The organism is Prevotella marseillensis (assembly GCF_900625065.1).
GTDB classification, from domain to species: Bacteria; Bacteroidota; Bacteroidia; order Bacteroidales; family Bacteroidaceae; genus Prevotella; species Prevotella rara.
Genome location: NZ_UYXY01000001.1, coordinates 1,785,322 through 1,810,859, shown reverse-complemented (window position 1 = coordinate 1,810,859; position 25,538 = coordinate 1,785,322). Strand labels below are relative to the sequence as shown.

Below are 25,538 nucleotides of genomic sequence, written 5' to 3'. Positions count from 1 at the left end.
CATAAATATGAGTAAGCTTATTGAAAACATATCCACTCTACAAAGTAATATTTTTATCCTTACGCCGATTCTTGTCTCATTTTATAGGAATCTGCAGCCAAAGAACAAAAATATTCTTTTAGCATATTTTGTATTTCCATTGGTCTTGAACTCTGATTTTTTAAAGAAAATCACTACTATTTCGAGAGCATCTAGACTAAGCAGAATAACAAATGATAAAGAAATAATGGCAGGATTCGAAGAACGGTTCGAATATTTCAAAGATATTACTAATCGCTGTCTTCAATATGCGTTGGAGTGCGGATATATAAAAATAAATGACGATTTGAGTGTAACAGTTTTAGTAGATAATAATCTTCAAACAGATTGCGGATTGTCAAAAAGTCTCAATCTTGCATCGCAACTACATAAAATATTTACACGAAATGTTATAAACACATATTATGCATTTGGAATTTACAGATTATGAGAAGCTATATTAAATATCTTGGTGTAATAGACAAATCAGACAACTGTCATTACATCAGTTTGAAAGAAGGACTTAATATCATAACAGGACGTTCTTCTACGGGTAAAAGTGCGATTATCGAATTGTTTGACTATTGTACGGGCAATTCCGAAAACACGATTCCTGAAGGTGTGATAACTGACAATGCTGAATTATATTTTGTTGTTATACATGCAAAAGAGACATACCTGGTTATTGCTCGTACACAAAATAAAAAATCAACTGAGGCTTTTTATAAAATTGAGACAGATGAAATTGATATTGAACATCTTGATAGAGATTATTTTAAGCAGGAATATTTTGTTCAATTAAAAAGTTTTAGAGATGAGCTTGGTCGATTCATTGGAATTAACATTTCCGATACCGACGAAAGCGAAGAAGCGTTGAAATTCAAAGCCAAAAAAGGTAGGCCATCATTCCGCAATATGGTTTCTTTCATGCTTCAGCATCAGAATTTGATCGCAAACAAACATTCGCTATTCTATCGTTTTGATGAAAAAGAAAAAAGGGAAAAAGTGATTGATGAGTTTAAAATATTTGCTGGATTCGTTGATCAACAATACTATATTATCAACAGAGAGTTAGAAGAAAAACGCCTAGAATTAGAGAAATTCAACAGAGAGTTTAGCAACTTTGAATCGCAGAAAAACGAAAGGGCTATAAAGATTGACGGGCTCAGAGCTGAATATCTTTCGATTAGCGGATATGAATTATTCCCTAAGATTACTAGTGTTCACATGTTAAGTGCGCCACAAATCTATATTGATGAGTTGGAGGAAATTAAAATCGAAGTAAATGAAGATTCTGATGAGTATAAGAAATTGTATTTAAAATTGAGACAACAAAAGAATGATTTATTGGCACAAAGAAGAAGACTATCTCTAAAATTAGAAAATATAAACTCTTCAATTAATTATGTTAAAAACTACGCTGAAAAGATAGACAAATACCAACCTATTACGGAAGCAATAAAAGGAAAAACTGTATGCCCTTTCTGTCATCATAAGTCAAATGCAACAGAAGATGCAGCCAATAAATTAAAGATTGCTATTGAATGGCTAAACGAAGAGTTAAGGAAATCACCTCAAAGAGAAGATTCATTCTTGCCGCAAAAACGCGAATGCGAAAAAGAAATATCTTTAATAAATTCAGAATTGAGGAAGATTAATGCCAAAATAAATAGAATTATAGAAATAAACAATAAGTTAGAGAAAAACAAGTCATTGGAAGAGCAATCGCTAAAATTAAAACTTAGAATTGAAAACGAATTGGAATGGACAAAAAACATGTTCATTCAATTTGACAGCAAAAAAATTGAAGAAACTAAAAGACAAATCAAGCAACTGGAATATATTCTGCAGACAAGATATAATGTACAACAAAAGTTGGAAAATGCAGAAAGATTTATCAATAAGGCAATGAATGATATGGGTAAAAATCTTGATTTTGAAAGTTCTTATCAGCCAATAAATCTGCATTTTGACATTCATACGTTTGAATTGTATCATTTGAAAAACAATGGGACAAAAGTTTATTTAAGAAATATGGGAAGTGGTGCAAATTGGTTATATTCACATATTTGCTTATTTTTCGGTATTCTAGAATTCTTTGTATCATTAGGAGATAAATCAACTGTTCCAACAATTTTGTTCCTTGACCAACCTAGCCAGGTTTATTTTCCTGCAACAATAGATACAGCACCTGAATTTAATGCAAAGGATTTAAAACAGAAAGAAGGGAAAGAGGCAGATGATGACTTGCGAGCAGTTACAAATCTTTTTATTCAAATTGTTAATACATTATATTCTATGCAAAATAAATATGGATTTATGCCTCAGGTTATAATATCAGACCATGCGGATAATCTGGATCTAAGAAAATATAATTTTAATGATTACGTTGTACGTAGATGGCGTCGAAAAGATCAAGGATTTATTGACATGATAAAAATTAAACAATCGGAAGAGTTTAAGAGTAGTGAAATAAAAGGAAATAATTAATTATATTATAGGCAACTTGTATGTAAGTTAAGCCTGTTGTTATCAGTATGCGTGTTTGAACAAAGATAGTATATGACAATAAATAATTTGCTGAACGTCAAGTCTCGTGCTGAACTGCGCGAATGGCTTATGCAGAATCATGATAAGGAGCCGGAATGTTGGGTAGTGGTGAAACGTGGAAGACCAGTTGACGACGGCACGTTCTGGTATATAGATGCTGTAGAAGAGGCGATGTGCTTCGGATGGATAGACAGCACGACAAAGAAGCTGGCAGACGGGGTGACGGCACAGAGGCTGTGCCCGAGAAAGCGGCGCAGCAACTGGTCGGAACTGAACAAGGAAAGATGTCGCAGGATGGAACGGCTCGGACTGATGACAGATGCCGGCAGAGCCGCATTGCCGGGTATGACGGACAAGGGCTTTGTGATAGACGATGATGTAATGAAAGAATTGAAGTCGGACCCTGTGGTGTGGCAGAATTTCTGCCGCCTGCCCGAGCTGTATAAGCGTGTGCGCATTGACACCATCCAGATAAAGAAACGTCAGCCCGAGCTGTTCAGAAAACGGCTTGATAAATTTATAGAAAACACCCGAAATGGCGTTATGTATGGTGAGTGGAACGATAACGGCAGACTGCTGATGTAATCAGCGTATGTTTCCTTATTAGAGCGTCAAAAAAGTTCTGCAAAAGGATATCAAGGCTGCATTATAAAATATTTTCCATTTACACAAAATATCTTATAGTGCCTCCATCCACGGGTGCTACTAATGGAGAAATATTGAGACCTTTCTTCTGAAAGGACGGATTATACATAAAATATGATAACCTACGTCTGGCATCCCAAGCCAATCTGCCAATTTCCTCATCCCAAAGGATTACTTTTAACAACTGTACCATAAGTTTACGTTATTTAGAGTGTCTGACACGTTGCGCCTTTTTATCATCCTTACGCATCAGATAAGGAGATTCAGGCAACTCAGGAAGAAGGTTGTCTATCGTGTTAATCTGACCGACTACTTTCAGCAGCAAGATAAATGTTGACAACGAAATATTGCCTGCAGTACCATTTTCAAATTTGTGTATGGTTGTAAGGCCAATGCCTGACTGCTCTGAAACATCTTTCTGAGTAAGATTGCAACGGATTCTATATTCTTTGAATCTGTTGCCTAATAGCCTTACAAGCTCAGGCGTAGAGTATTCATAAAAGTCTACCATATTATTCTTATTTATATATCATTATGATGATAGTTATGCTTGTTTTTAGTTGTTAATCTTCAATATTGTGAATGTTATAAACGCAAAGCTATGCAATTTTTGAGAATAAAACTAATTTTTTTGAAAAACTTTATCATTAAATTATAAAGGCAGATTGTAATTCTTAGATTTTCGAATTGTTTTTATCCAAATTTCACTATATTTGTATTGAAGTTTTGGCTGCAAAAAATCGGAATAGTACGAAGTGCAAGAATATATATGTAATCATTGATTTTCAGAGAGTTGAGTTTACAGTAATTTCTTTTCCTATGTTCAAAATGATTACTCATACCAATTAATTTAGAAAGTGCCGAATATCATAATTGTGAATATACTGCATCGGATATTGAAAGCAAATTTACTGTAACTATCACTCCTATGGAACGTATTGAGACTTCTGTATGTAAGATGTAATCAGTTGATGTTTCTCTATATGAGCGTCAAAAAAAGTTCTGCAAAAGGCATCCGCAATACAGAAAGATTCTATAATTTTGTATTCTATTATTATTTGTTTAAAACATTGAGCTAATCCGGCAGAACGGATTTCCGTTATATGCGAAAATAACTATAGTAAACGCAATTTGGTGTATTACCGCAAATTATATTTGCATATCAAGAATCCGGAGATTGTGAACACACGTGTTCACAATCTGATATGATAGAACATCAGACGTATCATGAACGAGGTAGAGCAGGAAGCAAGGAAAATGTATCTGAAGAAGGATTCAGAGCAGATATAGAGCGTAAGGACTTTAAGCTGTAATATAAATGTGAGTTAAATACAAATAACCACACGTGGATAAAATCTAATTAATGTGCAGGGCGGGTGTGTACATCTTAATGTCACTTTGTTGCCGGCATATGTATAAAATTATAATGACATGAGAATATTTATCGCAATACGATTTACTGAAGCGTTCAAGTCTTCAATATTGGATGTACAGGATGGACTGAAGGAATATGGAGTAAGGGGCAACTATACGCAGCCGGAGAACCTGCATCTTACGTTGGCATTTATCGGCGAGACGGAAAGGGTGGAGGAGATAAAGGCCGCTGTTGATGCCGTTAAGTTTGAGCCGTTTGTAATCAGAACGGGCAAGATGGGATGCTTTAACGGCAGAAGCAGGGTGGTGTGGCTCGGCATAGAAGGCGAGGACAAGGTGAAGGCTATAGCGCAACAGCTGAGACGCAATCTTGACCAACGCGGCATTGACTATGCAAAGGGTAAGTTCAGTCCGCATATCACCCTTGTGCGCCAACCGTCGGAAATGCCTCTTGACATCGACGTGGAGAGCGAAAGCATGACTGTAAGCAAGATTTATGTAATGAAGTCGGAACGGATCAATGGCCGGCTCGTTTATACGGCCCTGTAATTGGTTGATGATAAATCAGCGCAACTGAGCCTGAAGAATAGAGAGAGAGTTTTGGCATTATAAAATTACGAACTTATTCATAATTATAATTTGATTGCAGTTACAGGTTGAATTTTGAAAATAGTTAAAGTTATTATGAAACTTAGACGCATAATATTATTTTATTTTGTATGCCTCGTAGGTGTTGTCAGTGCATTTGCCGCAAACGGCCATGAGATAAGATTTATTTATTGTTCTGACCTTCACTACGGAATAAAGCGACAGTTTCGGGGAGAGAAGGTTGATGCCTATAAGGTCATTGGCGAGATGGTGAAGTCGTTTTGTCTGCTCAATAAAACAGATTTGCCCTCTGACGGAGGAGTAGGTGAGGGAACAAAGTTTGGCGAGCCGGATTTTGTTGTGTGTACTGGCGATATATCGAACAGAATGCATGATGGGGTGTGGCAGGCATGCAGATCATGGAGGCAGTTTGAAAAAGACTGGATAGAAACCCTCGGATGTCCCATATATCTTGTTCCCGGTAATCATGACATATCAAATGCCATAGGATATCCGAAGGCGCTTACACCTGCCAAGGATGAAACAAGTGCTATAGAAATATACAATCATAACATGCCGGAATTTGGCTGTCAGAAAATTTCGTCTTTTGATTATACAGCCAATAAAGTTCATTACACTTTTATAAAAGACAATCTCCGGTTTGCCTTTGTGGGGATATGGCCGGACGGCTTTATGCGTAGTTGGTTAGACAGCATATTTAAAGATGACCCAACAACATCCACAATACTCTTCGCACATGATCCGGTTGAGGCTGATGCCAAACACTTTACAAATCCTAACTTTCCGTATGACATAAACAGTAAGGATAAATTTGAAAATCTGTTGGGCGATACGTGTAGCGTAAATGCCATTGACATGAGGCCTGTTGGCAACTGGAACAGGCTGGAGAGGTTTTTTAAGTCTCATCCTCAGATAAAGGCATATTTCCACGGAGACTGCAACTATAATGAATTCTATGACTGGAAGGGCACGGAGGGAAGCATATCCTTGCCTGTGTTCAGGGTTGACTCGCCGATGAAGGGAGAGTTGTCGGCAGACGATGAAAGCCTGCTTTCATATCAGGTGGTATGCATAGATACAGAAAGCAGGGTCATAACAGTGAGGGAATGTCTTTGGAACAAGAATGGTAAAACTTCTGTAAATTGGGGCAAGATGAGGAGCATTTCATATTGATGGTGTCAGGTGATGACCTTATGGTCATTTATCTTTGATAAAAGCAGGTTTTAACCTATCATCCGCGTGAAAGATAATTGTTGCAGATATCTGCCGCTTCTGACAAAATCAACAAGCTGCTGTTCGTATTCTGCTTCGCCCTGAATGTAATATTTACGGCTTACACGCTGAAACTTCTCGTATATCTTTTCGGCCTTGCTGCTATCTGCCTCGTGTATCATGGCGAGGGCGTATTGAACGCGCAGGGCTGAAGGACGGAAGACAGACTGCACTTGCAGGTATTTGCTGATTGACTTGTCCAGCAGCCTGTTGATGTCTTCGGGATAGTGGGGACGTATCAGCGTGAGGTAAATGCGTTCCAAGGTCAGTTCGTTGCGGTAGATAGTAACCATCCGGCTCATGTGCGGCTCGGCGCGCTGCATGATGGCGTTGGCCTTGTCGAAGTCCATGTGCAGCATGGCTAACGATAAGTCGGACGAAAGTGCCATGACGTGTATGGGGTTGCTGAAGTTGATGTCGCGGTCGTCGCACATGTATGTCATGGCCTCAAGCCGTGATGTGTCGTTTTGCATAAGATATCCGATGAGGCGCATGGAGCGCAGAAACACCATCGTGGAAAACTCGTCTTTGTGAAGATTGAGCATGTTGAGACCGTCGTTGGGCAGTCCGGCCAGCTTGTTCGGGATGCCGTTCATGACAATGAGATACAGTCCGGAGATGATGATGCACAGCAGAAAGACCGTTGTGACGAGCGAATGATGTGCCGACGGCATGAACATAATGACAGATGCAATCACCGTGAGCATAAGGTTGGCCAACACGCCGCCAGCATTATATAGGGCTATGCCGAAGGGTGTGTCGCCGTTTTCGGGCGGCAGCATAAGACACTGGCCTGCGGCTCCGGCCATACTGAAGCGTGACAGGCGGAAACGGCCGTCGCGACGGCTCAGGACAACGCCCATGATCATAAACGACAGAAACTTCCAGCCGCGCGCCATGGCAGCAAGCATGTGGCCTGCTTCGTGGATGACGATGTGTATGATGAAAGATAAGATGAAGAATATCGCTGCCAGGAGTATCGTGAGAAACACGTCGGCGGCTGATATGTCGGCATGAAGCGCAGGCTTGATGATTTTGCCTATGACGAAACCAACCCCGAAGCCTATGGCTATTCCGCCAATAAATAATGTTGCTATGCGTAATGTCTTGTGGAGAAATGTCTTTTTTATGTTTCCCATGTTTCAGTGTATATTCTTTTGTCTGACTTATTTCGTTCGCGGCTCTGTTGCAAAAGAGCCATTGTTTCAGTGATGCTGACGGCACCGGCATCTCATGATGCTGCAAAGATAGCGTAATAAATTTAAGAAATAAAACGGAAAACGAAACTTTTGTACAGCAGTAACAGAGATGTAATGTAATTTGGTCATTAGACCGCACATAGTTTTATCAATTTTGTGCATTAATGTTTTCAGCCCGTCTTATTGTTTGCTTTTTCTTGACATAGCCCGTTATATCAAGAAAAATCTTACGAAAATCCGCTTAATGTAAAGCCAAAATACAGACCGGATTATAATAAGCGATTTGGATGAAAAATAGGGGCTGTGCCTATTTTGCGCACAACCCCTATGAAAACTATTTGTGAAATTGTTATTTAACGACAAACTTCATTGTATTTACATTACCGTCGATGTAAACTTTAACGATGTAAACACCTGCCGGAACATTGCCAAGGCTGTAACTGCCTGGAGCAACCTCGGTGGCAGCGACTGCCATTCCGCCTGTTGAGAATACTTCGATGTAGTCGTATTCTCCGTTAACAGTAATAGAGCGTCCGTCAGCAGAGATGTTAAAGCCGCCATTCTCAACAGAAACAATGCCACTAGCGTCAACAGAGAAGTCGATAGTGCTCATTTCTGTCTTTCCTGAAGTGTAAGATGCTATCACGCCTGCAGTGTGATTGCCTGCACTAAGGTTTGTGAACGTGTATGTAGTAGCATCTTGTTGAGCAACCTTATTGCCGTCAAGGTAAACCTCATATAAACCGTCTAAAGAAGGAGAACGCAGAGACGGAGATTTATAACCTGTATTTCTGCTTATGTAAGCTGGTGCAGCCAATGCATCTGCGAGTCCGTAGCGTACATCGTCAATGCGGAATACGCGTTTTTGGTCTGATATGCAGCGTATTGCCACATATTTGGCTTCTTTTGGTATGTCATATGAATATTGCATCCAATAGCTCTGTGCCTCAGTTGCCTCCTGTACCTTTACAAAGCTTTCCGGCTGCATATTGGTTGTTGAATACAGAACCTCAAAGTTTTCAAGATAAGAATAGTCTGCGCTTGCAGCATAGAATGTGAACTTGAAGTCTTCCTTGAAGTAGAGCTTAGGAGTGATCATCCAGTCGTCATTAGAGTCTCCATAAGAAGCCCATGCTGTCTGGCATTTGCTTCCGTTGTATGGTGCAAGATAAGATATATCTGTAGATGAAGGCGTAGTAGCGCTCTGGTTGAAAACCATGTATGCCATAGGCTCAAATATACTCGGCCATTCATATCCCATGAGTCCGCCAGTCTCGCAACCATCGCCGTCGATATACTGCCATCCGATAGCGCCCGGAGAGTTTATTGCGAAGTCTTCATGGCTTTCAAAGTCATCAAAGAACACGTTAGGATAATTCCACATAAATACGCGCTCATTGCCGTTGGCACCCTCCTCAATTATCAGGTTGTAAGGCTTAACTCTATTTTCAGTGATGTTATATACAAATTCGTAAGAGTCGTCAGTGCTTACATTTATCTTATCAGTATGCGTGTTGAAGCCGTCGAGGACGATGCTCATGTCATAGATGCTCTTCCATACATTCTCTATCACAACGACTCCTGCATCATCGGCTGTGCCTGTGTACTGGTGAATTCCGTCTGAAATAACGACATGTGCGCCGTAAGCCTCATTTTCAGGAGTATCTGTAGTTATACGGAATGTAATATCAGTGTTCATTTTATTTCCGATAGTGTCTGAAACAGACGCTGTTGCAAGATCGCCACCTGTGTATACCGCTTTTACCGCATAAGCGTAAACGCCTTGTTCCATGCTTTGCCAGTCTTTGTCTTCATAACTGCGTGCCTGCTGATTTTCAGAAAGCAGCTTCCAGTTTGCCTCGTTGGCAATGTCTGATGACTTCATTCTGTAGACATTATAGCGTATGCGGCTCTGCGGAGTCTTCATCATTGGAGATTCATCAAGATTAGGCTGAACATCACAGTCTCTTGACTCAAGCTCAACGTAAGTAGCGTTGTTGTCAGCGCTGTTTCTGTATACGAAACGTTTCGTATTGTTTGCAGCAGACTTGAATTCTGTAGAGTCTTCAGGCACTGTGAACGGAGCGGCTATAGGACGAATGAGGAAGTTGTTGTGGAATCTTTCGTCAGCCTGTCCTTCAAGATAAAGATACTCTCCCGTAGTATAATCAGCAGTGAAGCAGTTTACGCCTTCCACGAAAGGATACTTCTCTTTGTCTCCGGCACCGTCAATGCCGACAGTCATGCCAACGTAATTAGAGTTAGATATAGCCAGATAATAGCCGTTGGGGGCGTCTACTGGAGCTGGCAGTGTGTATGAGTTCCACTGTCCGTCTGTAGCCTGTACATAGGTGTTCTGGTAGAGCAACTTGTCGGTTGGCTCTCCGTTTTCGTCAAGATCGAAGATGCTCAGACGTACGCTGTACATACTAGAAGCTGAGTTAACAAAGAATTCTACTCCGTGTATGCTTGAAGGTTCGCGTTTTACAACACCGAACATCGAATTTTCTGTTGCAGTTCCAATTCCAACTGATGTGGTCAGGGTTCCGTCGTCAATGCGCTGCAATACTGCGTCGTTGGAAGGAGCGTTCCATGTTACATTAGCAGAGGTTCCGTCTTCAATGACAGTAACCTTGCCGGCTGGCTTCTGGTTGTCAAGAAGTGTTATTGTACCAAGGTCTGTGTCGCTTTCAACTCCAAAGTTCTTAGTTCCCTCGAGAAGCTTATTCTTTGTTATACTTACAGCGTAGTTATCGTCTTTGAATACGTCAGCAAAGCTGAATGTTCCGTCTGTGGCTGTTTCTGTTTCTTTGTTGTCGTATCCGCTCAGAACAACCTTTGCACCTGCTACCGGTTCGTCTGCAACATCGACAACAGTACCGCTGATCTTGTATGTAGGCCGTGCGGTCATTTCGATGTCGCATTGAGTAACATTGTGTTCGGTTACTGATGCTGATGCTGATGCATTTTCATATCCTAGGGCCTGTACGTCTATGTCGTAGTTTCCTTCGGGGAGATACTCTAGACGGTATTTGCCTTCATTGTCTGTAACAGATTTAAATTTTCCGCCATTAGTGATGACTGTTGCTCCTGCTACGGGTTTGCCGTCACAGGTTATTATACCCTCAACATACCCTTCGTGGTCTTCACTTACCTGTATATTGCCGACACTCAGCTTATAGTTTGCGTAATATGTGCGGTATAAGAAACCGATGTTGTATTCTCCTGTAGCTTTAATCTCAGGAAGATTTGCGCGCAGGCTTACAACCTGATCAGATACGATTTCAAACTGGTTGATGCTGTCCTGTGAAGCTATGTCTGTTCCCTGTCCGAATGATACGGCCAGTGTCTCCATTACTTTATTGCTTCCTGGCAGTGCATCGAATGTAACCTTATATCTCTTGCCTGCTTCAAACTTTATGCGCGGTGATATCAGCCAGTCTGCAGCGACAACCTCATCATAATTATATGAACATGTTGCTCCTTTTAATGTGCCGAACATTCCGTCTGACCATGCCCATGTTTCATAATTGCCGTTAGCGTCTATAGTTGTCCATAGTTTGAACTCATCGAGATTGTTAAATTCAAAGGTAATAGGGCTTGTGTATGCCGGTCCGAGGATAACTGTTTCTGATCTTACGCTGTCGCCGGTGGCATTGTCTGTATGCGGAACTATGGCATAGGTATATCTTCCCATTTCTGTCAGAGTCTCGTCTGTGAATGATGTCTCTTTTATTGCTGTTGCAACCTTTTCGCCTTCAAGACTGCTGTTCTTAAATCTGATAACATCATAATTCAGAGTATTTACGTCGATATATGAGCTCAGCTTGCCCTCTGTAGGTGCGGTCCATGAGAGTTTGGCTTTATCGCCGTCGGCAAGAAGCTTGACGTCGGTAACTCCTAGAGGATCACCTTTTCCGACATATGAGCCTACGCTGGCTCTGTCTCCGCGGCCAATGCTGTTGCCCGGAATTATTCTGTATGTGTAGTATCCACGTTCTGTGATGTTATTGTCAGTCCATGTCTGATGACCTCCTATTGCCGGGTTGACGATAGAGTCTACTTTAACACCGTCTCTCAGCACAAGCACATAGCTAAGCTCCTCAAGTGTACCTCCTCTGCCATATGTCTTTGACGGGTTGTCCCACTCAAGTGTTGCTGTGAGCGCACCATTTTGGCCTCTTGTGATGCTAAGATTTTGCACTTTTGCCGGAGCGCTGGCTTCAGCTACAGTGAAAGGTACTGATATACCCATTAGAGAAGATTCCTTGTTGTCCTTAAACTTCGCAAATGGAGTTACATGTGCTGTTTTCGTGTCAATCATGACTGCATCGTAAATCCATGATGATGTAGACCAATTATAAGTGGTGAATCTTAGATAAAGTTGTCCGCTGTCGTTGTCATAAAACAGGCAGTCACCACTATACATGAAGGCATCACCTGGGTTATAGTCAAGTGTTCCTATATATTGGCATTCGCATGTGTGCTGATTAATTTTGTATAAAGATCCCCAGTAGCTTATGCCATACATTTCTCCGTCATAGGTAGATGTCATCACGTGCATGTGTTCTTCCATGTCTGATGCTTGTGCAGCAGAATTGATGACGTCATAAGTTAAGGTTCCTACATTTGTTATAGTACCGGTTTCGAGGTCAAGCTTAACAAGACCGTCGCCACCGTTGAAACTGTTAAGGCCATACATCGTTCCGCTCTGATAGTCATACGAAAAGTTGCTTACTGCTTGTCCGTTATTTACGCCACCGTAATCAGCAATCTGTCTCTGCGTTTTACTTTCCATGTCAAAAGCCCAAAGACCGTGGACTTTGATACCATTATAAACTTGTTCGTATTCAAAATAATAATAGGTGTTGTCTACAATCTGTCCGCCACAGACCATATTGTAGGTCATTGTTTGAAACAGACTTACGTTTTTGAGGGTATCACTCAATTCAAATGTATAGATACCTTTGCCAAACTCTTCGTTGTCAGATAGTGCATAAACCGTCTTGACATCTGAAGCAAAAGCTTGACATAAGACTCCAGATAACACGCAAAGCGATGTCACAAGATAATAATGTAATTTGCTTTTCATGTGTTTAAAATTTAAATTAATACTATATCAGTTAACTGATTTTTTCAATACAAAGATAAATAAAAAACATTGTTTGTTGTAACAAAATGTATAAAAAATGGCCGCTGTCAGTTTTTATCTATATACTTTTGAGCGTTGTAACTGAAAAATTGTGATATTTTGCTATTATGAAGTCATCTTAAATTAGTAACTTTGCAAACAGTTAAACGTTAAAAAAATAGAACTATGAAAAGATTATTGCAATTTTTATTCTTTGCTTTCATCTATGTCATGACAGTGGAAGCAGTGCCGGCATATCGTGGTGCGATAAATGCTTTGCAGCCAGACGGAACAACCATCACTTTTTATATAAATGGTGATGAGCATTGGCATCAATGCATAAGCACTGACGGATATCTGCTCAAGCAGGACGAAGACGGAGGATACAGGTATGCAAGCTTGACAGATAAAAATATGCTGACAATTCAGGATTCGCCTTTGGCGCATAATCCAGATATGCGCTCTCTTACAGAAATAAGATATGTAGGCAAGCTGAAAAAAGCAACAGAATTGATAAATAATATATCAAGGCCAGACAGAATGAATAAGGCCATGAAGCAGAATAGCAGCAACTCTCGTTTTAAAGTGGGAAATTATCCTACTATAGGAGAGGGACGTTGTCTTGTACTTTTGGTAGAATTTGCAGATAAGGATTTTTCTCTTGACAAGGACTTTCATGACCGTATGCTCAATGAAAGCGGATTTAGCGACAATGGAGCTACAGGCTCTGCGAGAGACTATTACATTGCACAGTCAAGTGGGGTATTCGTACCACATTTTGATATCGTAGGTCCTATAAAACTATCGCACAATACGGCATATTATGGTAGTGACAGTTTTATGACAACTGATCAAAATGCAGGTCTTATGATAAAAGAGGCATGTCAGTTGGCAGACTCAGAATATGAAATAGACTTTTCGCAATATGATGGTGATGGTGACGGAAAGGTGGACATGGTATATGTTATTTATGCAGGTTATGGGCAGCATGCCGGCGGCGGCTCTAATACAATCTGGCCACATAAATATCTTTTGTCTGCATATAACATAAATTTGAATCTAGATGGCAAGACGGTTGACACGTATGCCTGTTCGTCTGAACTTTTCGGCAACAGTGGTGTGCAGTCGTCAGGTATAGGCACAGTTTGTCATGAATTCAGCCATGTGCTGGGGCTTGCGGATCATTATAACACATTAGATGCCACGGATTATAAACTTGGTTCATATGATATAATGGAGTATGGCCCTTATAATAATGACGGCAAGACGCCTCCGTCATATAATGCATTTGAACGTATGACTTTGGGCTGGCTGACTCCAGTAGAGCTGACTGAACCTACAGACAATGTTACGATGGGGCATCTGGCTGAGACAAACTCTGCATATATACTTACAACAAGCAATGAAAATGAATTCTATCTCATGGAGAACCGTCAGCAGCAAGGCTGGGACAGATATATCCCGTCAGGAGGACTCATGATAACACATGTTGACTATAATGAAAATGTATGGAATAACAATAGTGTTAACGACGACACATCACACCCGAGATTCCATTTAGTTCCTGCAGATAATCATCTTGCGTATAATGCTGTTGCCGGTGGTAATACAGAGGAAAAGGATTTGTATCCTATTTCGTCTAATAACAGTTTTACGGACATTTCAACTCCGGCAGCACAGCCATATACGGGGGAAACTTTAGATAAATGGATTACAGACATAAGTGATGATAATGGGACTATTGTATTCAATTTTATGTCAAACCATCTTAAAACGCCAAAAAATATCAAGGCGGATGTAAATGGCAATGATGGTTTTACAGCGTCTTGGGATATGGTTGAACATGCAAGCAGTTATGTGGTCAACCTTTATAAGTTAGGATATAAATCAGAACAGAAGGTTGCTTTGCAGGAAGGTTTTTCTATGATGGCATCAGGAACTTCTGAATCAGCAAATTCTACAGATATAAGTGAAAGTATTGATGATTATGTAACTGAAACAGGCTGGACAGGAAGTAAGGTTTATCAGGCAGGCGGCTGGTGTCAGATTGGAAATGTTTCAGAAGGCGGTATGCTCATCACACCTGTGTTGAATCTTAAACGATATGACGGTAATTTCGCGGTGGCAGTAACGGTAAAGGCTGCTTCTGGTGAAACGCCTGTTTTCAGCGTCAGCGCAAATGGAATGAGCGGCAAGACAAGAATAAACAGCGTATGCCGTACATACTTGTTCCGTTTCAACAACGGTATTTCAAAAACACCTGTTACTTTTGCCACTAATTTAGGACGTGCCATAATAGATTCTATAACAATAGTAAGAGGTGAAGACGATGGATTGTTTGATGACGCCAAAGTGGTTGAGGTAAGCGGCGAACCTGAAGTAATTGAGGGTGAAGTTGAAGATACAGACTTCCTGCATACAGACACTGTTACAGTTGATGGCGTGAAAGAACTTTATTATACGTTCAAGAATTTGGAGTAAAAATCATATTATGCATTTGCAGTAAAAGCTGTAAGCAGTGATGCTGAATCGGCATTCTCTGAAGAAGTGGTTGTTTATACAGACGAGTCATCGGCTATAACGATGCCCGATAATGATAAATATGGTTTAGACAATGCACCTGTAAGTATTTTCACCATCGATGGAAGAAAGGTTGAAAATATGAACGTTCCCGGTGTTTATATCATTAAGAAAGGAAATTCTGTTAGAAAAGTAGCAACATATTAACCCTAAATATTATGAACATGAAGAAGAATGTTATTATTGCATGTACGGCCTTACTGCTTGCTGGCAGTGCGAAGGCACAGATTACTTATTTTAGTACAGGGTTTGATGAAGGCATGCCGTCAGCTTTTACTTTGCATGATGTTGACGGACGTACACCATCAACGGATATGCAAAACCTCGGATTTGCTGTTGGTGTTCCATGGGTTGTATACGAGGAGGGTAATGACGGCAATATGGTGGCATGCAGTACGTCTTGGTATAAAAATGCAGGTAAATCGGACGACTGGATGGTGACAGGAGCCATAGCAATAGAATCTGAAAAGACAGTGCTTTCATGGCGCTCGAGAGCTAGTGACAAGGATTATCGTGACGGATATAAAATATATATATCAGAAAAAGGAACTGCAGTTGAAGACTTTGACAAGTCTGCGCCTTTGTTTGAAGTTTCAAAAGAAAGCTACAGCTGGACTGAACATGTTGTAGATCTCTCGGCATATGCAGGAAAAACTGTATATATAGCTTTTGTTAACGACAGTCAGGATAAAAATTGTCTTTATGTCGATGATATCTTTGTTGGTGTGGAGTCTAATGTCGGATTGACGACAAATCTTGGACGTGTGATACAGCAATATGGTGATGTGGCTGTATCAGGACAAGTTTTTGCCACAGGGGAAAAAAGCATAACGTCCTATAAAGTAGGATATAGAATTAACGGTGAAACTTATGAACAGGAGTTTGACGGAACACTGGAGCCCGGCAAAAAGACAGATTTCGTCCTAGACAAGAAATTTAATATCTCGCGTAATCAGACTTCTGAATATGAAGTATGGATAAAGAGCGGCACAGACAGCACTGGCGTAAAAGGGCGTGTGTCTGCATATCCTAGAAAACTTGTGTCAGAAGAGGTTACCGGAACATGGTGTGGTTATTGTGTAAGAGGTATTGTGGCAATGAAAGAGATGAACGAAAAATATCCGGACTCATTCATCGGCATCGCTATTCACTGCAGTAGTGCAGCATGGACAGATGCGATGTCATTTGGTGTTGAAGACTATCATGACTTGCTTTTCTCAAGATGTAATCTTTCTGGGTATCCTCGTTGTGTGTATAACCGAAATACAATGTATTCGATTGATCCGGGAGATATGGAAACATATTATAAGCAGATTATGGATAATTCGACAAATAACTGCGGTATACAGCTTAATGCTTCGTATGATGAGGCTACAAATGAGATTATTGCAAATACGGACATTTATTTTGCTGCAGACATAGATAAGGCTGATTATCGTTTGGCATACGTTCTCGTTGAAAACAACGTACATCGTACCAATGAAGACATTGGTGTTCCGGAAGGAAAACCGACAGGATATGAGCAGAATAATTATTATGCAGATAACGCAATGGGAGAGATGGGCGGATTTGAAAACCTTCCGTCAACGATTCCTGCAGATCAGATGTGGTATAATGATGTGGCAAGAACAATATATCCTGATTATAATGGTGTATCTGGAGTTATACCGGAAACAATAAAAGAAGGAGACCATTTTTCATATTCATGCTCTTTTGAGATACCAAAGAATTTGCTTGAAAAGAAAAACACAGAGCTTATAGTGTTGTTGATAAATAAGAATGGAATAATTGATAACGCCGATAAGGTAGCCATTGATGGACTTACAACCGGTATTTATACAGTAAGGTATGATAATGTCGCAAATGAAGATGATGCGTATTATAATGTTAATGGCATGCGTGTGAATTATCCAGGTAAAGGTATATATATTCACAAGGGTAAGAAAATCTTAAAATAATAATGCCATTGTTATATTTGAATAACTGAGACGTATTTGTTGTAAGGCACTATAGAATATTTGTCCATTTATGCAAAATATTTTATAGTGCCTTTTTTATTATAGTGCCGGATTGTAAGTAAGATGTTATATCTTGCGTATGAAATCATCAAGACTTTCTCCGTGCTGTAAGCCGAGCTTTTTTCTTAATCTGTAGCGATTGCTGTTAACACTGTCTGGACTTACAGACAACATACCGGCTATCTGTTTTGCTCTTATGCCAATTCTGACATACGCACATAATCTTAAATCGTTTTCTGTAAGTTCTGCACTTATCTCTTTCAACTTTACAAAGAATCCAGGATGAACAGAGTCAAAATGAAGCTTAAAACGAGACCATTCGTCATCATTTTTAAGACTGTCGCCAATGACACTATTAATTTGCTTGACATACTCCGTTGGTATCAGGTTTTGCTCTGAATATCGTTTTGTTATGTCACTTATCTGTTGTAACACTTCGTTCTTGTTTGCTAAAAGTAATGTTGATGAACTTATTTCGCAGTCTTTTTGTTTTATGTCTCTTTCAAAATTTTGTCGGTTTATACTGTAAATAAGTGATTCTTGCTGTAAGCTGTTTCGTAATTCTCGGTTTTCTATCTTCCTTATTTTATAGCGTTGGTATAAATATACAAATACAGATACGGCGACAAGTATTAAAATAATTATAGATAGAATCATAACGTACATTAATGTACGGTTTAGCTCGGCATCTTTTTCTAGTAGGTTTATTCTGTCGTTGCTTCGCGCGATTGCCTCTCTTGCCTTAGCCTTGGGCAGGTCCTGATTTCGTATCTCTGTTTCTCTTGCTTTATATTCGTTCATGTATTTCTCAAGGTACTTGTATGCTTCATCTTTTTTACCAAGTTTGTCTGATACCTTCCATAGCATTTCATATATTTCGGTTAGAAACTGTTCTCCCTTTAACATTTCTGTAATTTTTTCTTGCTCATGAAGCAATGTCAAGGCCTCAGAGTATTTCTTTTGCGCATATAGAACCTTTATGTGGTTAATATTATATAGCGTGGTAAAAATAAGATTTCCGTAAGCATTCTTTTCCAAAATGCTTAATGCATGGTTATCATATATAGCTGCGCTGTCAATTTGGTTCTTTTCGAGGAAAAGCATGCTTATATTCGTTAATGCTTGAAATGTCATACCCCAGTCTTTTTTGCCACTTTCAACAGATTTTTTATATAGTTGTAACTTTTTTTCTCCTTCAGCAAAGTAAGCTTGAAAAAAATATATTCTGTTAAGAGGAAATTTTACTTTTTCATATTCTTTGCCTGCAAGCATAAGTGGGCTTTTGGCGTTTTCAGGATCGTTAATATCTAAATATAATTGTACAAAAAGTAAATATACATTACCGAGAAAGTAATGATCTTCGTATTTTTGAAAAACAGGTATGGTTGATTTTAGCAGGTTATATGCTTCTAGATATCTTCCGTAGCGTTCATAGTTTCCTGCCAATTGGTAATTAATGCATGCCATGTCGTAGTCATAGTTGATTGAACAAAGCTTTTTTGCTTGCTCTAATAAAGGTATGCATTGTTGGGCCGATGCATTCATCTGTATAGTCCTGGCTTTCCAAAATAAAGCTCGGGCTTTTAATTGTTTGTTCCCTTTTTCCTCAGCAATTTTATATAGTTTGTCAAGGTCTTTTATTTCTATTTTAACACGATTGTTTTCAAAATCCATGCGACATAATTTACTTGCAATGGAGTCAAATTCTTTATCAATAGGCATAAAATTATACTTTTGTCCTTTAGCATAAAGAGGTAATATAAGTAATACAATCAGAAAAATATATTTAACGTAAAATCTTTTCATGTTATTTTAATTTATTTGTCTGAGACGTATAAGATTCATATAAAAATATGTTTTTTATGATGACTGCAAATGTACATAAAATATATGATTTTGTAGCCAAATTAGAAATTAAATAAGATCGTATTAAAAAATGATGCATTATGAATTGTAAGACAAAATGAAAGTATTTAATCATGATTCTAGTTCTTGTGTTAAATACTATGATTTGTTTCTGAAAAAATGAATAACTTTAGTTCACATAAGGTATAGTTTTTATGTTTGATTTTATTTTTTATCACCTTGTTAAAGTTGGCGTGCTTCTTAATTCGTTCTTTATTTCCGGTATCTTTTAAGTGTGAATACTTTATCTGTAGTTACAGAGAATGTTATTGACAAAATAATAAATTAATTACAATAAAAGTCTATTTTCTTGCCGTTATGGTTATATTAAATTATTTTTGCCTGTAAATACAAATAACTGTACGTGGAAATGTCATCTGGAGCTGTTCAAAAAATAACTTGACAAATTTATTGAAAACACCTGAAAGGGGGTATGTATGATGAATGGTACGATAACGGCATAAATAATTATCTAAAATTATGAGAACAATAATATTATGTATTTTGCTTTTCTGCGTTTACGCGCTGGACACGAAGGCTCAGACAATAGAACCTGAGGTGAATGAGAATGTTGAACTGATGAGTATATTGGCACGTATGGCCGGATATCCTGAATATAACATGGACATGGCAGGGCAATATATAAAAGACATGGATGAACATTTTAAGAGTCAAACGAAGCATCCGGCTGTGCAGTATATGAAAGAACTCAGAAACAAGTACGGCATATCTTTTGATGCCGTGATGTCGATGGCGATACATCTTAATAATCAGAACGGCACGTTCTCGCTGATAGACGAAGAAGTGCCGACGCTTGAAAAGAGATGGGGCAAGGTGGACAAGACGGAGTTTTTGACACAGCTCGGCAACTTTTATAAAGATACAAGGTTCAACGACTTTTTCAATGCACATAAAGCCCTGTATGAAAAAGGACTTGAGGCTTATCGTGAGAATGTGATAAAGTATCTTGACACAAACTGGTATTCTGCCTTTTATGGTAAAGAGCCGCAGGAAGTATTTTCTGTGATTATTGGCTTTTGTAACGGCGGTGGAAACTATGGAGTTAACAGACACGTAAGAGGCAACAAGAAAGAAGTGTTTGCCGTTGTGGGCTATTATGTTGATAAGGAAGACAAGCCGATGTACAGCAAGGACTATCTGCCTACGCTTGTGCATGAGTTTAATCACTCTTTTGTAAATTATCTGCTTGATGAGAAACGATATCCCGGTCATGTGAAAGATATGGAACAGGCGGCAACTGAGATATTTGAGCTGTCTAAATGGGCTATGGCAAAGCAGGCATACGGCAACTGGAAGACAATGATAAACGAATCGCTGGTGCGCGCAGCCGTAATCTGTTATATGTTGGACAATGATTATAAGCCGGAAGAAGTGAAACAGGAGTTGTCGGAGCAGATTCAGCGCAACTTCAGATGGATGCCTGAGCTGGTGAGCCTGCTGAGAAAATATGAGAAGAAACAGCACAAGTATGGAAACTTCGAGAACTTCTATCCGCATGTTATAACCTTCTTCACTAATGTGGCGAAAAAGGAAAATGAAAAGTTCAAGGTGTTAAACTGAAATCGGTAATTATGCCGTACATAGTTTTATCAATTTTGTGCATTAACGTTTTCAGCCCGTCTTATTGTTTGCTTTTTCTTGACATAGCCCGCTATATCAAGAAGAGTCTGATGAAAATCAGCTTAATGTAAAGCCAAAGCGCCATGTGTTTTCCATTCGCAAGCACTACGTTTGGTATTGTGCCGGCTGATTTGCAATCTGCCGGAATTGAGTATCAGGATTTATTTAATCCGATTACTTCCTATTTCTTGTAGTAAAACATTGACTAGACTAACGTCGAACTTCGTTTTCAGCGCAGCTAATTATGAAACGCTGTTCGGCGTTAGCAAATTATAAAAGTGTCTGCAAAAAAATGACGAAGAACGATATAAAACAAAAATACAGACCGAATCCTTATAACGATTTGGCTTTAATGTAAACCTAAACTCGGCATAAGAAAAATGTGTCAGCGGCATAAATGTACAGGCTGGAATGTTGACTGTAGTTGACAGCCATAAATACCGGCCTGTTTGCCGGTAAAAACTGTGCCGTTTCTGCATCAAAAGTGGCCTGTTTTTAGACCGTAAACGATAGGTTAATGATTTGAAACATATACTCGTTGTTTTGCTTACAGTTTTCTTTATGGAGATTCTTTCTCTGATTGTTTCTTAATGAAGAATATGCATTTTCCTTTCAGTTTTTTGCCTTTAAATTCTATGAGGCTTTTTATGCAGGCTTATATGGATGAGAACATTTGTGGCAGTTTTGTTTTATTGCCGTCAGAAAATAAGTACGGATGTTTTTGATGAAGAATAAAAAAATATTATCTTTGCAGTTAGACAAGTAAGGGCAGAAAACCCGTACATGTCATAACGGCGTACTGAAAGGCTTACGGCATTATGCCGGACAAAAACGGCAGCATACAGTTGACGAAAAGGGGCGGGGATGGACAGATGTACTAAGGAGCAGCGGCACAAAAACATGGCCGCCATACATTCGGCAAACACAAAGCCGGAGATGATAGTCAGGAAGTATCTGTTTTCACGCGGATTCAGATACAGGCTGAATCATCCGCGCCTGCCGGGACATCCAGACATAGTGCTGCGCAAGTATCGCACGTGCATTTTTGTGAACGGCTGCTTCTGGCATGGACATGAAGGGTGCAAGTATTTCAAGATGCCAAAGAGCAACGTTGACTTCTGGGCAGCCAAGATAAACCGCAACAGGCAGCGCGACAAAAGGGTGCAGCAGGAGCTGGCCGCCATGGGATGGCACTGCATGACGGTGTGGGAGTGTGAGCTGAAGACAGACAGGCGTGAACAGACGCTGACGTCGCTCGAATACACCTTGAACCATATATATCTTGGCGACCGCACCGTGAGATACTCTCTCCCGGAAGACGACTGCGGCATGATGGCGGCAGAGACAGAGCCTGAATATGGGGCGGCGGATGATGACGACAGGGCGATGATATAACGCATAGAATTAACAGCTAAACCGGAAACAAGAAAATAAATCTTTACAACTGTATGAGTTAAAAAACTAAATAGCTTACGTTTTAAGTGTAGAATTTGCTAAATTTGCGGCAGAAACAAGTATTGTGTAGATGAAAGATTTTGCGGCTATAGATTTTGAGACGGCCAACGGCGAGCGCAGTTCGGTGTGCAGCGTGGGCGTGGTGGTTGTGCGTGACGGTGAGATTGCCGACACGTTCTACTCGCTTATACAGCCCGAGCCAAACTATTACACCTATTGGTGCAGCAGAGTGCATGGCCTGACGCGCGAAGATACCGAAGAGGCACCGGTGTTCAGCGAGGTGTGGAAGCAGGTGGAGCCGCTCATTGAGGGGCTGCCGCTAGTGGCTCATAACAAAGGCTTTGACGAGGGCTGCCTTAAAGCCGCGTTCAAGGTTTATCAGATGGATTATCCCGACTACTGCTTTTACGATACCCTTGCCGCTGCCCGCAGGGCTTTTCCCGGTGCAGAGAATCATCAGCTGCATACTGTTGCTGCCCTTTGCGGCTACGACCTAACGATGCACCACAATGCCCTTGCTGATGCCGAGGCCTGTGCATGGATTGCAAGAGAGATATTGTGATACTGCAATGTTGTGGCACATATACTGAGAATGAATAAAAGACGGAGTAAGAAAACAAGTCGAGTGTGTAATTGCTAAACAAAGAAGAAAAATGAAACCTATTGTAGCCATAGGAGATGTTCACGGTCTTGAAAAATGGAGAAGCATAGTTGATGAGCACGAAGACTGCACAATCGTGTTTCTGGGTGACTATCTCGACCCGTATGAATACATTACGCGCAGGCAACAGCTGGACAACCTGCGTGACATCATAGAACTTAAGAAGCGGCGCATGGACGACGTGGTGCTGCTTCTTGGCAACCATGACCTGCATTATTTCTGCGACAGGGCCCTGCCCGGTTCGCGCTACGACTTTCAGATAGAGAGGTTTGCCGAGGCTATGTTCAACGCCAACATAGAGCTGTTTCAGTATGCCTATCAGCAGGGCAACCGGATATTTACGCATGCCGGCATACAGCACAGCTGGTTTGTAGACGACTTTAAGGGCGACCTTACTCAGCCTATAGCGCATCAGCTGAATAATCCCGAGTCAGTCCAGTTTAACGCCATGTTGCGCCTTGGACATGCCAGGGGAGGACGCATAGGCAAAATCGGAGGAATATTCTGGGCAGACATAAGCGAACTGACCGACCCGCTGCATGGATATACGCAGATTGTTGGCCACAACCGCGTTGACGACATTACGGAGCGCTGCGGATATAATGACAACAAGATAATCTTCTGCGACTGTCTGCGCAACGGCAAATATTATTATGAGGAATGAGGCTGTAGGCCGTATGAGGCGGTTTTCATGCCTATACAGACAGGCTGTATAGTGTATACAGTATGGGTACAGCCTGAATTTCTCACTTGACATGGATTAAAAACATATAATTCATCGAAAAATTTTTGCTGCTTATGCTGCGGTTTGGCATAAGTGGCATTTATTTTTGCACAAAAATTAAATAACTTCGTATGATACTTTCAAACACATATATAAAAAATGAGTCAGCATTAAGAAAATATTTTTTAGGAAATATAAGACTTAATTGGACTTTTGGTTAGGTGATGTCATGGTGTAATTTCTTGATTTCAGACAATATTGGCAGGATAATGATGCCGTTGAGGCAGTTTCTGTGATTATATCCGTATGTTGCGGGGCTTTGTTATTTGCATAATGATAAGCTTATGCTTAGAAGAAGCGATAGGTTTTGTTTTTGGGTAAGATATTGTTTGCAATCGAAAGAAATGGGTGGGCTGTGGGTTTTTGTTTCTTATGAATAAGCATGTTTGGCGTACACAGGCTGCAGTATTGTCTGCATGGTTGTGGGCACGTGCATGTTGCGGCTTACATTTTTTGTACGTTGCGGATTGTGGCTTGGCGTATAAATAATAAATAGCTGGCTGTTGTTGATGCTGTGTTGCCGGTGTCAGCCGTTATTGTTACGGCTGATGTCGGTTGTGTATTGATATTAGAACCAAAAAATAAATAGACAATTATAGTCAAAAGTAAGTGAAATGCGAAAAATCATTCAAAAAATAGTATCTTTGCACTATGGAAATTCAGTTGTCGACATCAGAAATGGAAGTTTTGCGTAAACTTCAACGGAATTTAGCCGGAAGTTCCGACTATGCCCGTGTGACTTGCATTCTGATGTTGGGCATGGGTAATACGCCCTCTTTCGTGTCCTCATGTCTTGGAATAGACGTTTCCACTGTATACCGTTATCGTTCCGCTTATTTACATGGTGGTGCTGATGAACTTCTGGAAAACCGTTACAAGGGTTATTGGGGGCTTCTTGACAGCCGTCAGCTGGCAGCCTTGTGCAAGGAACTACGCGAGCACATATATACGGATGCCAAAGGTGTGGCGGCCTGGATAAAGTCCGCATTCGGCGTTGAATACACTCCCCAGGGGGTTGCAGACTTGCTGAACCGCATCGGATTTACCTATAAGAAGACATCGGAAGTCCCTTGTGAGGCTGATGCCTCAAGGCAGGCGGCCTTTGCCGGGAAACTTTCAGAAATTCTTTCCGGTATGCCGGAAGATGCGGTGGTTTATTATGCGGACGGTGTCCATCCGACCCACAACAGCCGTTCCACTTATGCGTGGATAGAGAAAGGCGAGAGACTTGAACAGCCGACCGTCAGCGGTCGTGACAGGGTGAACATCAACGGGTTGCTTAATGCATATGACGTGACAGATGTGATAGCGCATGACTGTGAGAGCGTCAATGCCGAATCCACCCGGGATGTTTATCAGTCAGCCTTGGAAAGGCATCCCGAAGCTTCCGTCATCTATATCATCTCCGACAATGCCCGCTATTATCACAACAAAAAGCTCAAGGAATGGGTAAACGGGACGAAAATCAAACAGATATTCCTGCCGCCTTACTCGCCGAACCTCAATTTGATTGAAAGGCTTTGGAAGTTCCTCAGGAAGAAGGTCATTAACACCGGATTCTACAGGACAAAAGAGAAATTCAGACAGGCCATCAAGGATTTCTTCGACAATATCGGAAACTATAAAGAAGAGTTGGAGTCACTTCTAACTCTCAAATTTCGTTTGTGTAATTCGCAAACCATTTCTTTTTAACTAT

The 25,538-nt window shown here is 40.4% G+C and carries 16 protein-coding genes and 1 pseudogene; 12 read left to right on the top strand and 5 right to left on the bottom strand.

Annotated elements, in window-relative coordinates; translation table 11 throughout:
• The first annotated feature begins 7 nt into the window (after positions 1 to 7).
• The 3 genes from EJL04_RS07555 (at position 8) to EJL04_RS07545 (ending at position 3,153) form a co-directional block, all read left to right on the top strand.
• Positions 8 to 469 carry a three component ABC system middle component gene (locus tag EJL04_RS07555; protein WP_125104561.1) on the top strand — a complete coding sequence of 154 codons (462 nt, stop codon included), beginning with the start codon at positions 8 to 10 and terminating at the stop codon, positions 467 to 469.
• Positions 466 to 2,508: a DUF3732 domain-containing protein gene (locus tag EJL04_RS07550; protein ID WP_125104560.1), complete on the top strand. Its 2,043-nt coding sequence runs from the start codon at positions 466 to 468 to the stop codon at positions 2,506 to 2,508. The genes EJL04_RS07555 and EJL04_RS07550 overlap by 4 nt, the downstream gene beginning before the upstream one ends.
• 72 nt (positions 2,509 to 2,580) lie before the next feature.
• Positions 2,581 to 3,153 carry a YdeI/OmpD-associated family protein gene (locus tag EJL04_RS07545; RefSeq protein ID WP_125104559.1) on the top strand — a complete coding sequence of 191 codons (573 nt, stop codon included), beginning with the start codon at positions 2,581 to 2,583 and terminating at the stop codon, positions 3,151 to 3,153.
• A gap of 103 nt (positions 3,154 to 3,256) precedes the next feature.
• On the opposite strand, the pseudogene EJL04_RS07540 reads toward EJL04_RS07545, so the two are convergent.
• Together EJL04_RS07540 and EJL04_RS07535 are read right to left on the bottom strand one after the other, a co-directional pair.
• Positions 3,257 to 3,406 (bottom strand): annotated as a pseudogene (locus tag EJL04_RS07540) (HipA N-terminal domain-containing protein); the annotation flags it as partial.
• A gap of 9 nt (positions 3,407 to 3,415) precedes the next feature.
• Complete coding sequence (locus EJL04_RS07535; protein WP_125104558.1) at positions 3,416 to 3,724, bottom strand: helix-turn-helix domain-containing protein; 309 nt, start codon at positions 3,722 to 3,724, stop codon at positions 3,416 to 3,418.
• 920 nt (positions 3,725 to 4,644) lie between these two features.
• Here EJL04_RS07535 and thpR point away from each other — a divergent pair.
• Positions 4,645 to 5,136, top strand: a complete 492-nt coding sequence (gene thpR / locus EJL04_RS07530) for an RNA 2',3'-cyclic phosphodiesterase (RefSeq protein WP_125104557.1) — start codon at positions 4,645 to 4,647, stop codon at positions 5,134 to 5,136.
• A gap of 135 nt (positions 5,137 to 5,271) precedes the next feature.
• Positions 5,272 to 6,369 (top strand): metallophosphoesterase family protein, encoded by a 1,098-nt coding sequence (locus EJL04_RS07525; protein ID WP_125104556.1) that lies wholly within the window; start codon positions 5,272 to 5,274, stop codon positions 6,367 to 6,369.
• Positions 6,370 to 6,419: 50 nt separating this feature from the next.
• On the opposite strand, the gene EJL04_RS07520 is transcribed toward EJL04_RS07525, so the two are convergent.
• Both EJL04_RS07520 and EJL04_RS07515 read right to left on the bottom strand, forming a co-directional pair.
• Positions 6,420 to 7,607 (bottom strand): M50 family metallopeptidase, encoded by a 1,188-nt coding sequence (locus EJL04_RS07520; protein WP_125104555.1) that lies wholly within the window; start codon positions 7,605 to 7,607, stop codon positions 6,420 to 6,422.
• A gap of 409 nt (positions 7,608 to 8,016) precedes the next feature.
• Positions 8,017 to 12,759, bottom strand: coding sequence for a choice-of-anchor J domain-containing protein (locus tag EJL04_RS07515; RefSeq protein ID WP_125104554.1), 4,743 nt, complete (start codon positions 12,757 to 12,759; stop codon positions 8,017 to 8,019).
• Positions 12,760 to 12,984: 225 nt separating this feature from the next.
• Between EJL04_RS07515 and EJL04_RS07510 the strand changes: the two genes are divergently transcribed.
• Both EJL04_RS07510 and EJL04_RS07505 read left to right on the top strand, forming a co-directional pair.
• Positions 12,985 to 15,279 carry a M6 family metalloprotease domain-containing protein gene (locus EJL04_RS07510; RefSeq protein ID WP_125104553.1) on the top strand — a complete coding sequence of 765 codons (2,295 nt, stop codon included), beginning with the start codon at positions 12,985 to 12,987 and terminating at the stop codon, positions 15,277 to 15,279.
• Positions 15,280 to 15,536: 257 nt separating this feature from the next.
• Positions 15,537 to 17,336, top strand: coding sequence for a choice-of-anchor J domain-containing protein (locus tag EJL04_RS07505; RefSeq protein ID WP_125104552.1), 1,800 nt, complete (start codon positions 15,537 to 15,539; stop codon positions 17,334 to 17,336).
• A 126-nt stretch (positions 17,337 to 17,462) separates the two neighbouring features.
• On the opposite strand, the gene EJL04_RS07500 is transcribed toward EJL04_RS07505, so the two are convergent.
• Positions 17,463 to 19,202, bottom strand: coding sequence for a tetratricopeptide repeat protein (locus tag EJL04_RS07500; protein WP_053398609.1), 1,740 nt, complete (start codon positions 19,200 to 19,202; stop codon positions 17,463 to 17,465).
• 579 nt (positions 19,203 to 19,781) lie between these two features.
• Here EJL04_RS07500 and EJL04_RS07495 point away from each other — a divergent pair.
• The 5 genes from EJL04_RS07495 to EJL04_RS07475 all read left to right on the top strand — a co-directional run bounded on the left by EJL04_RS07495 (position 19,782) and on the right by EJL04_RS07475 (position 25,534).
• Positions 19,782 to 20,882 carry a DUF4932 domain-containing protein gene (locus EJL04_RS07495; RefSeq protein ID WP_125104551.1) on the top strand — a complete coding sequence of 367 codons (1,101 nt, stop codon included), beginning with the start codon at positions 19,782 to 19,784 and terminating at the stop codon, positions 20,880 to 20,882.
• Between the two features lie 924 nt (positions 20,883 to 21,806).
• The gene (locus tag EJL04_RS07490) at positions 21,807 to 22,337 is read left to right on the top strand and encodes a very short patch repair endonuclease (RefSeq protein WP_125104550.1); all 531 of its coding nucleotides are present in this window, start codon (positions 21,807 to 21,809) and stop codon (positions 22,335 to 22,337) included.
• A gap of 130 nt (positions 22,338 to 22,467) precedes the next feature.
• The gene (locus tag EJL04_RS07485; protein WP_125104549.1) at positions 22,468 to 22,959 is read left to right on the top strand and encodes an exonuclease domain-containing protein; all 492 of its coding nucleotides are present in this window, start codon (positions 22,468 to 22,470) and stop codon (positions 22,957 to 22,959) included.
• 91 nt (positions 22,960 to 23,050) lie between these two features.
• Entirely contained in the window at positions 23,051 to 23,722 is a 672-nt protein-coding gene (locus EJL04_RS07480; protein ID WP_021855365.1) for a metallophosphoesterase, read from the top strand.
• Between the two features lie 771 nt (positions 23,723 to 24,493).
• Positions 24,494 to 25,534 (top strand): IS630 family transposase, encoded by a 1,041-nt coding sequence (locus EJL04_RS07475; RefSeq protein ID WP_125103825.1) that lies wholly within the window; start codon positions 24,494 to 24,496, stop codon positions 25,532 to 25,534.
• Positions 25,535 to 25,538: the final 4 nt, after the last annotated feature.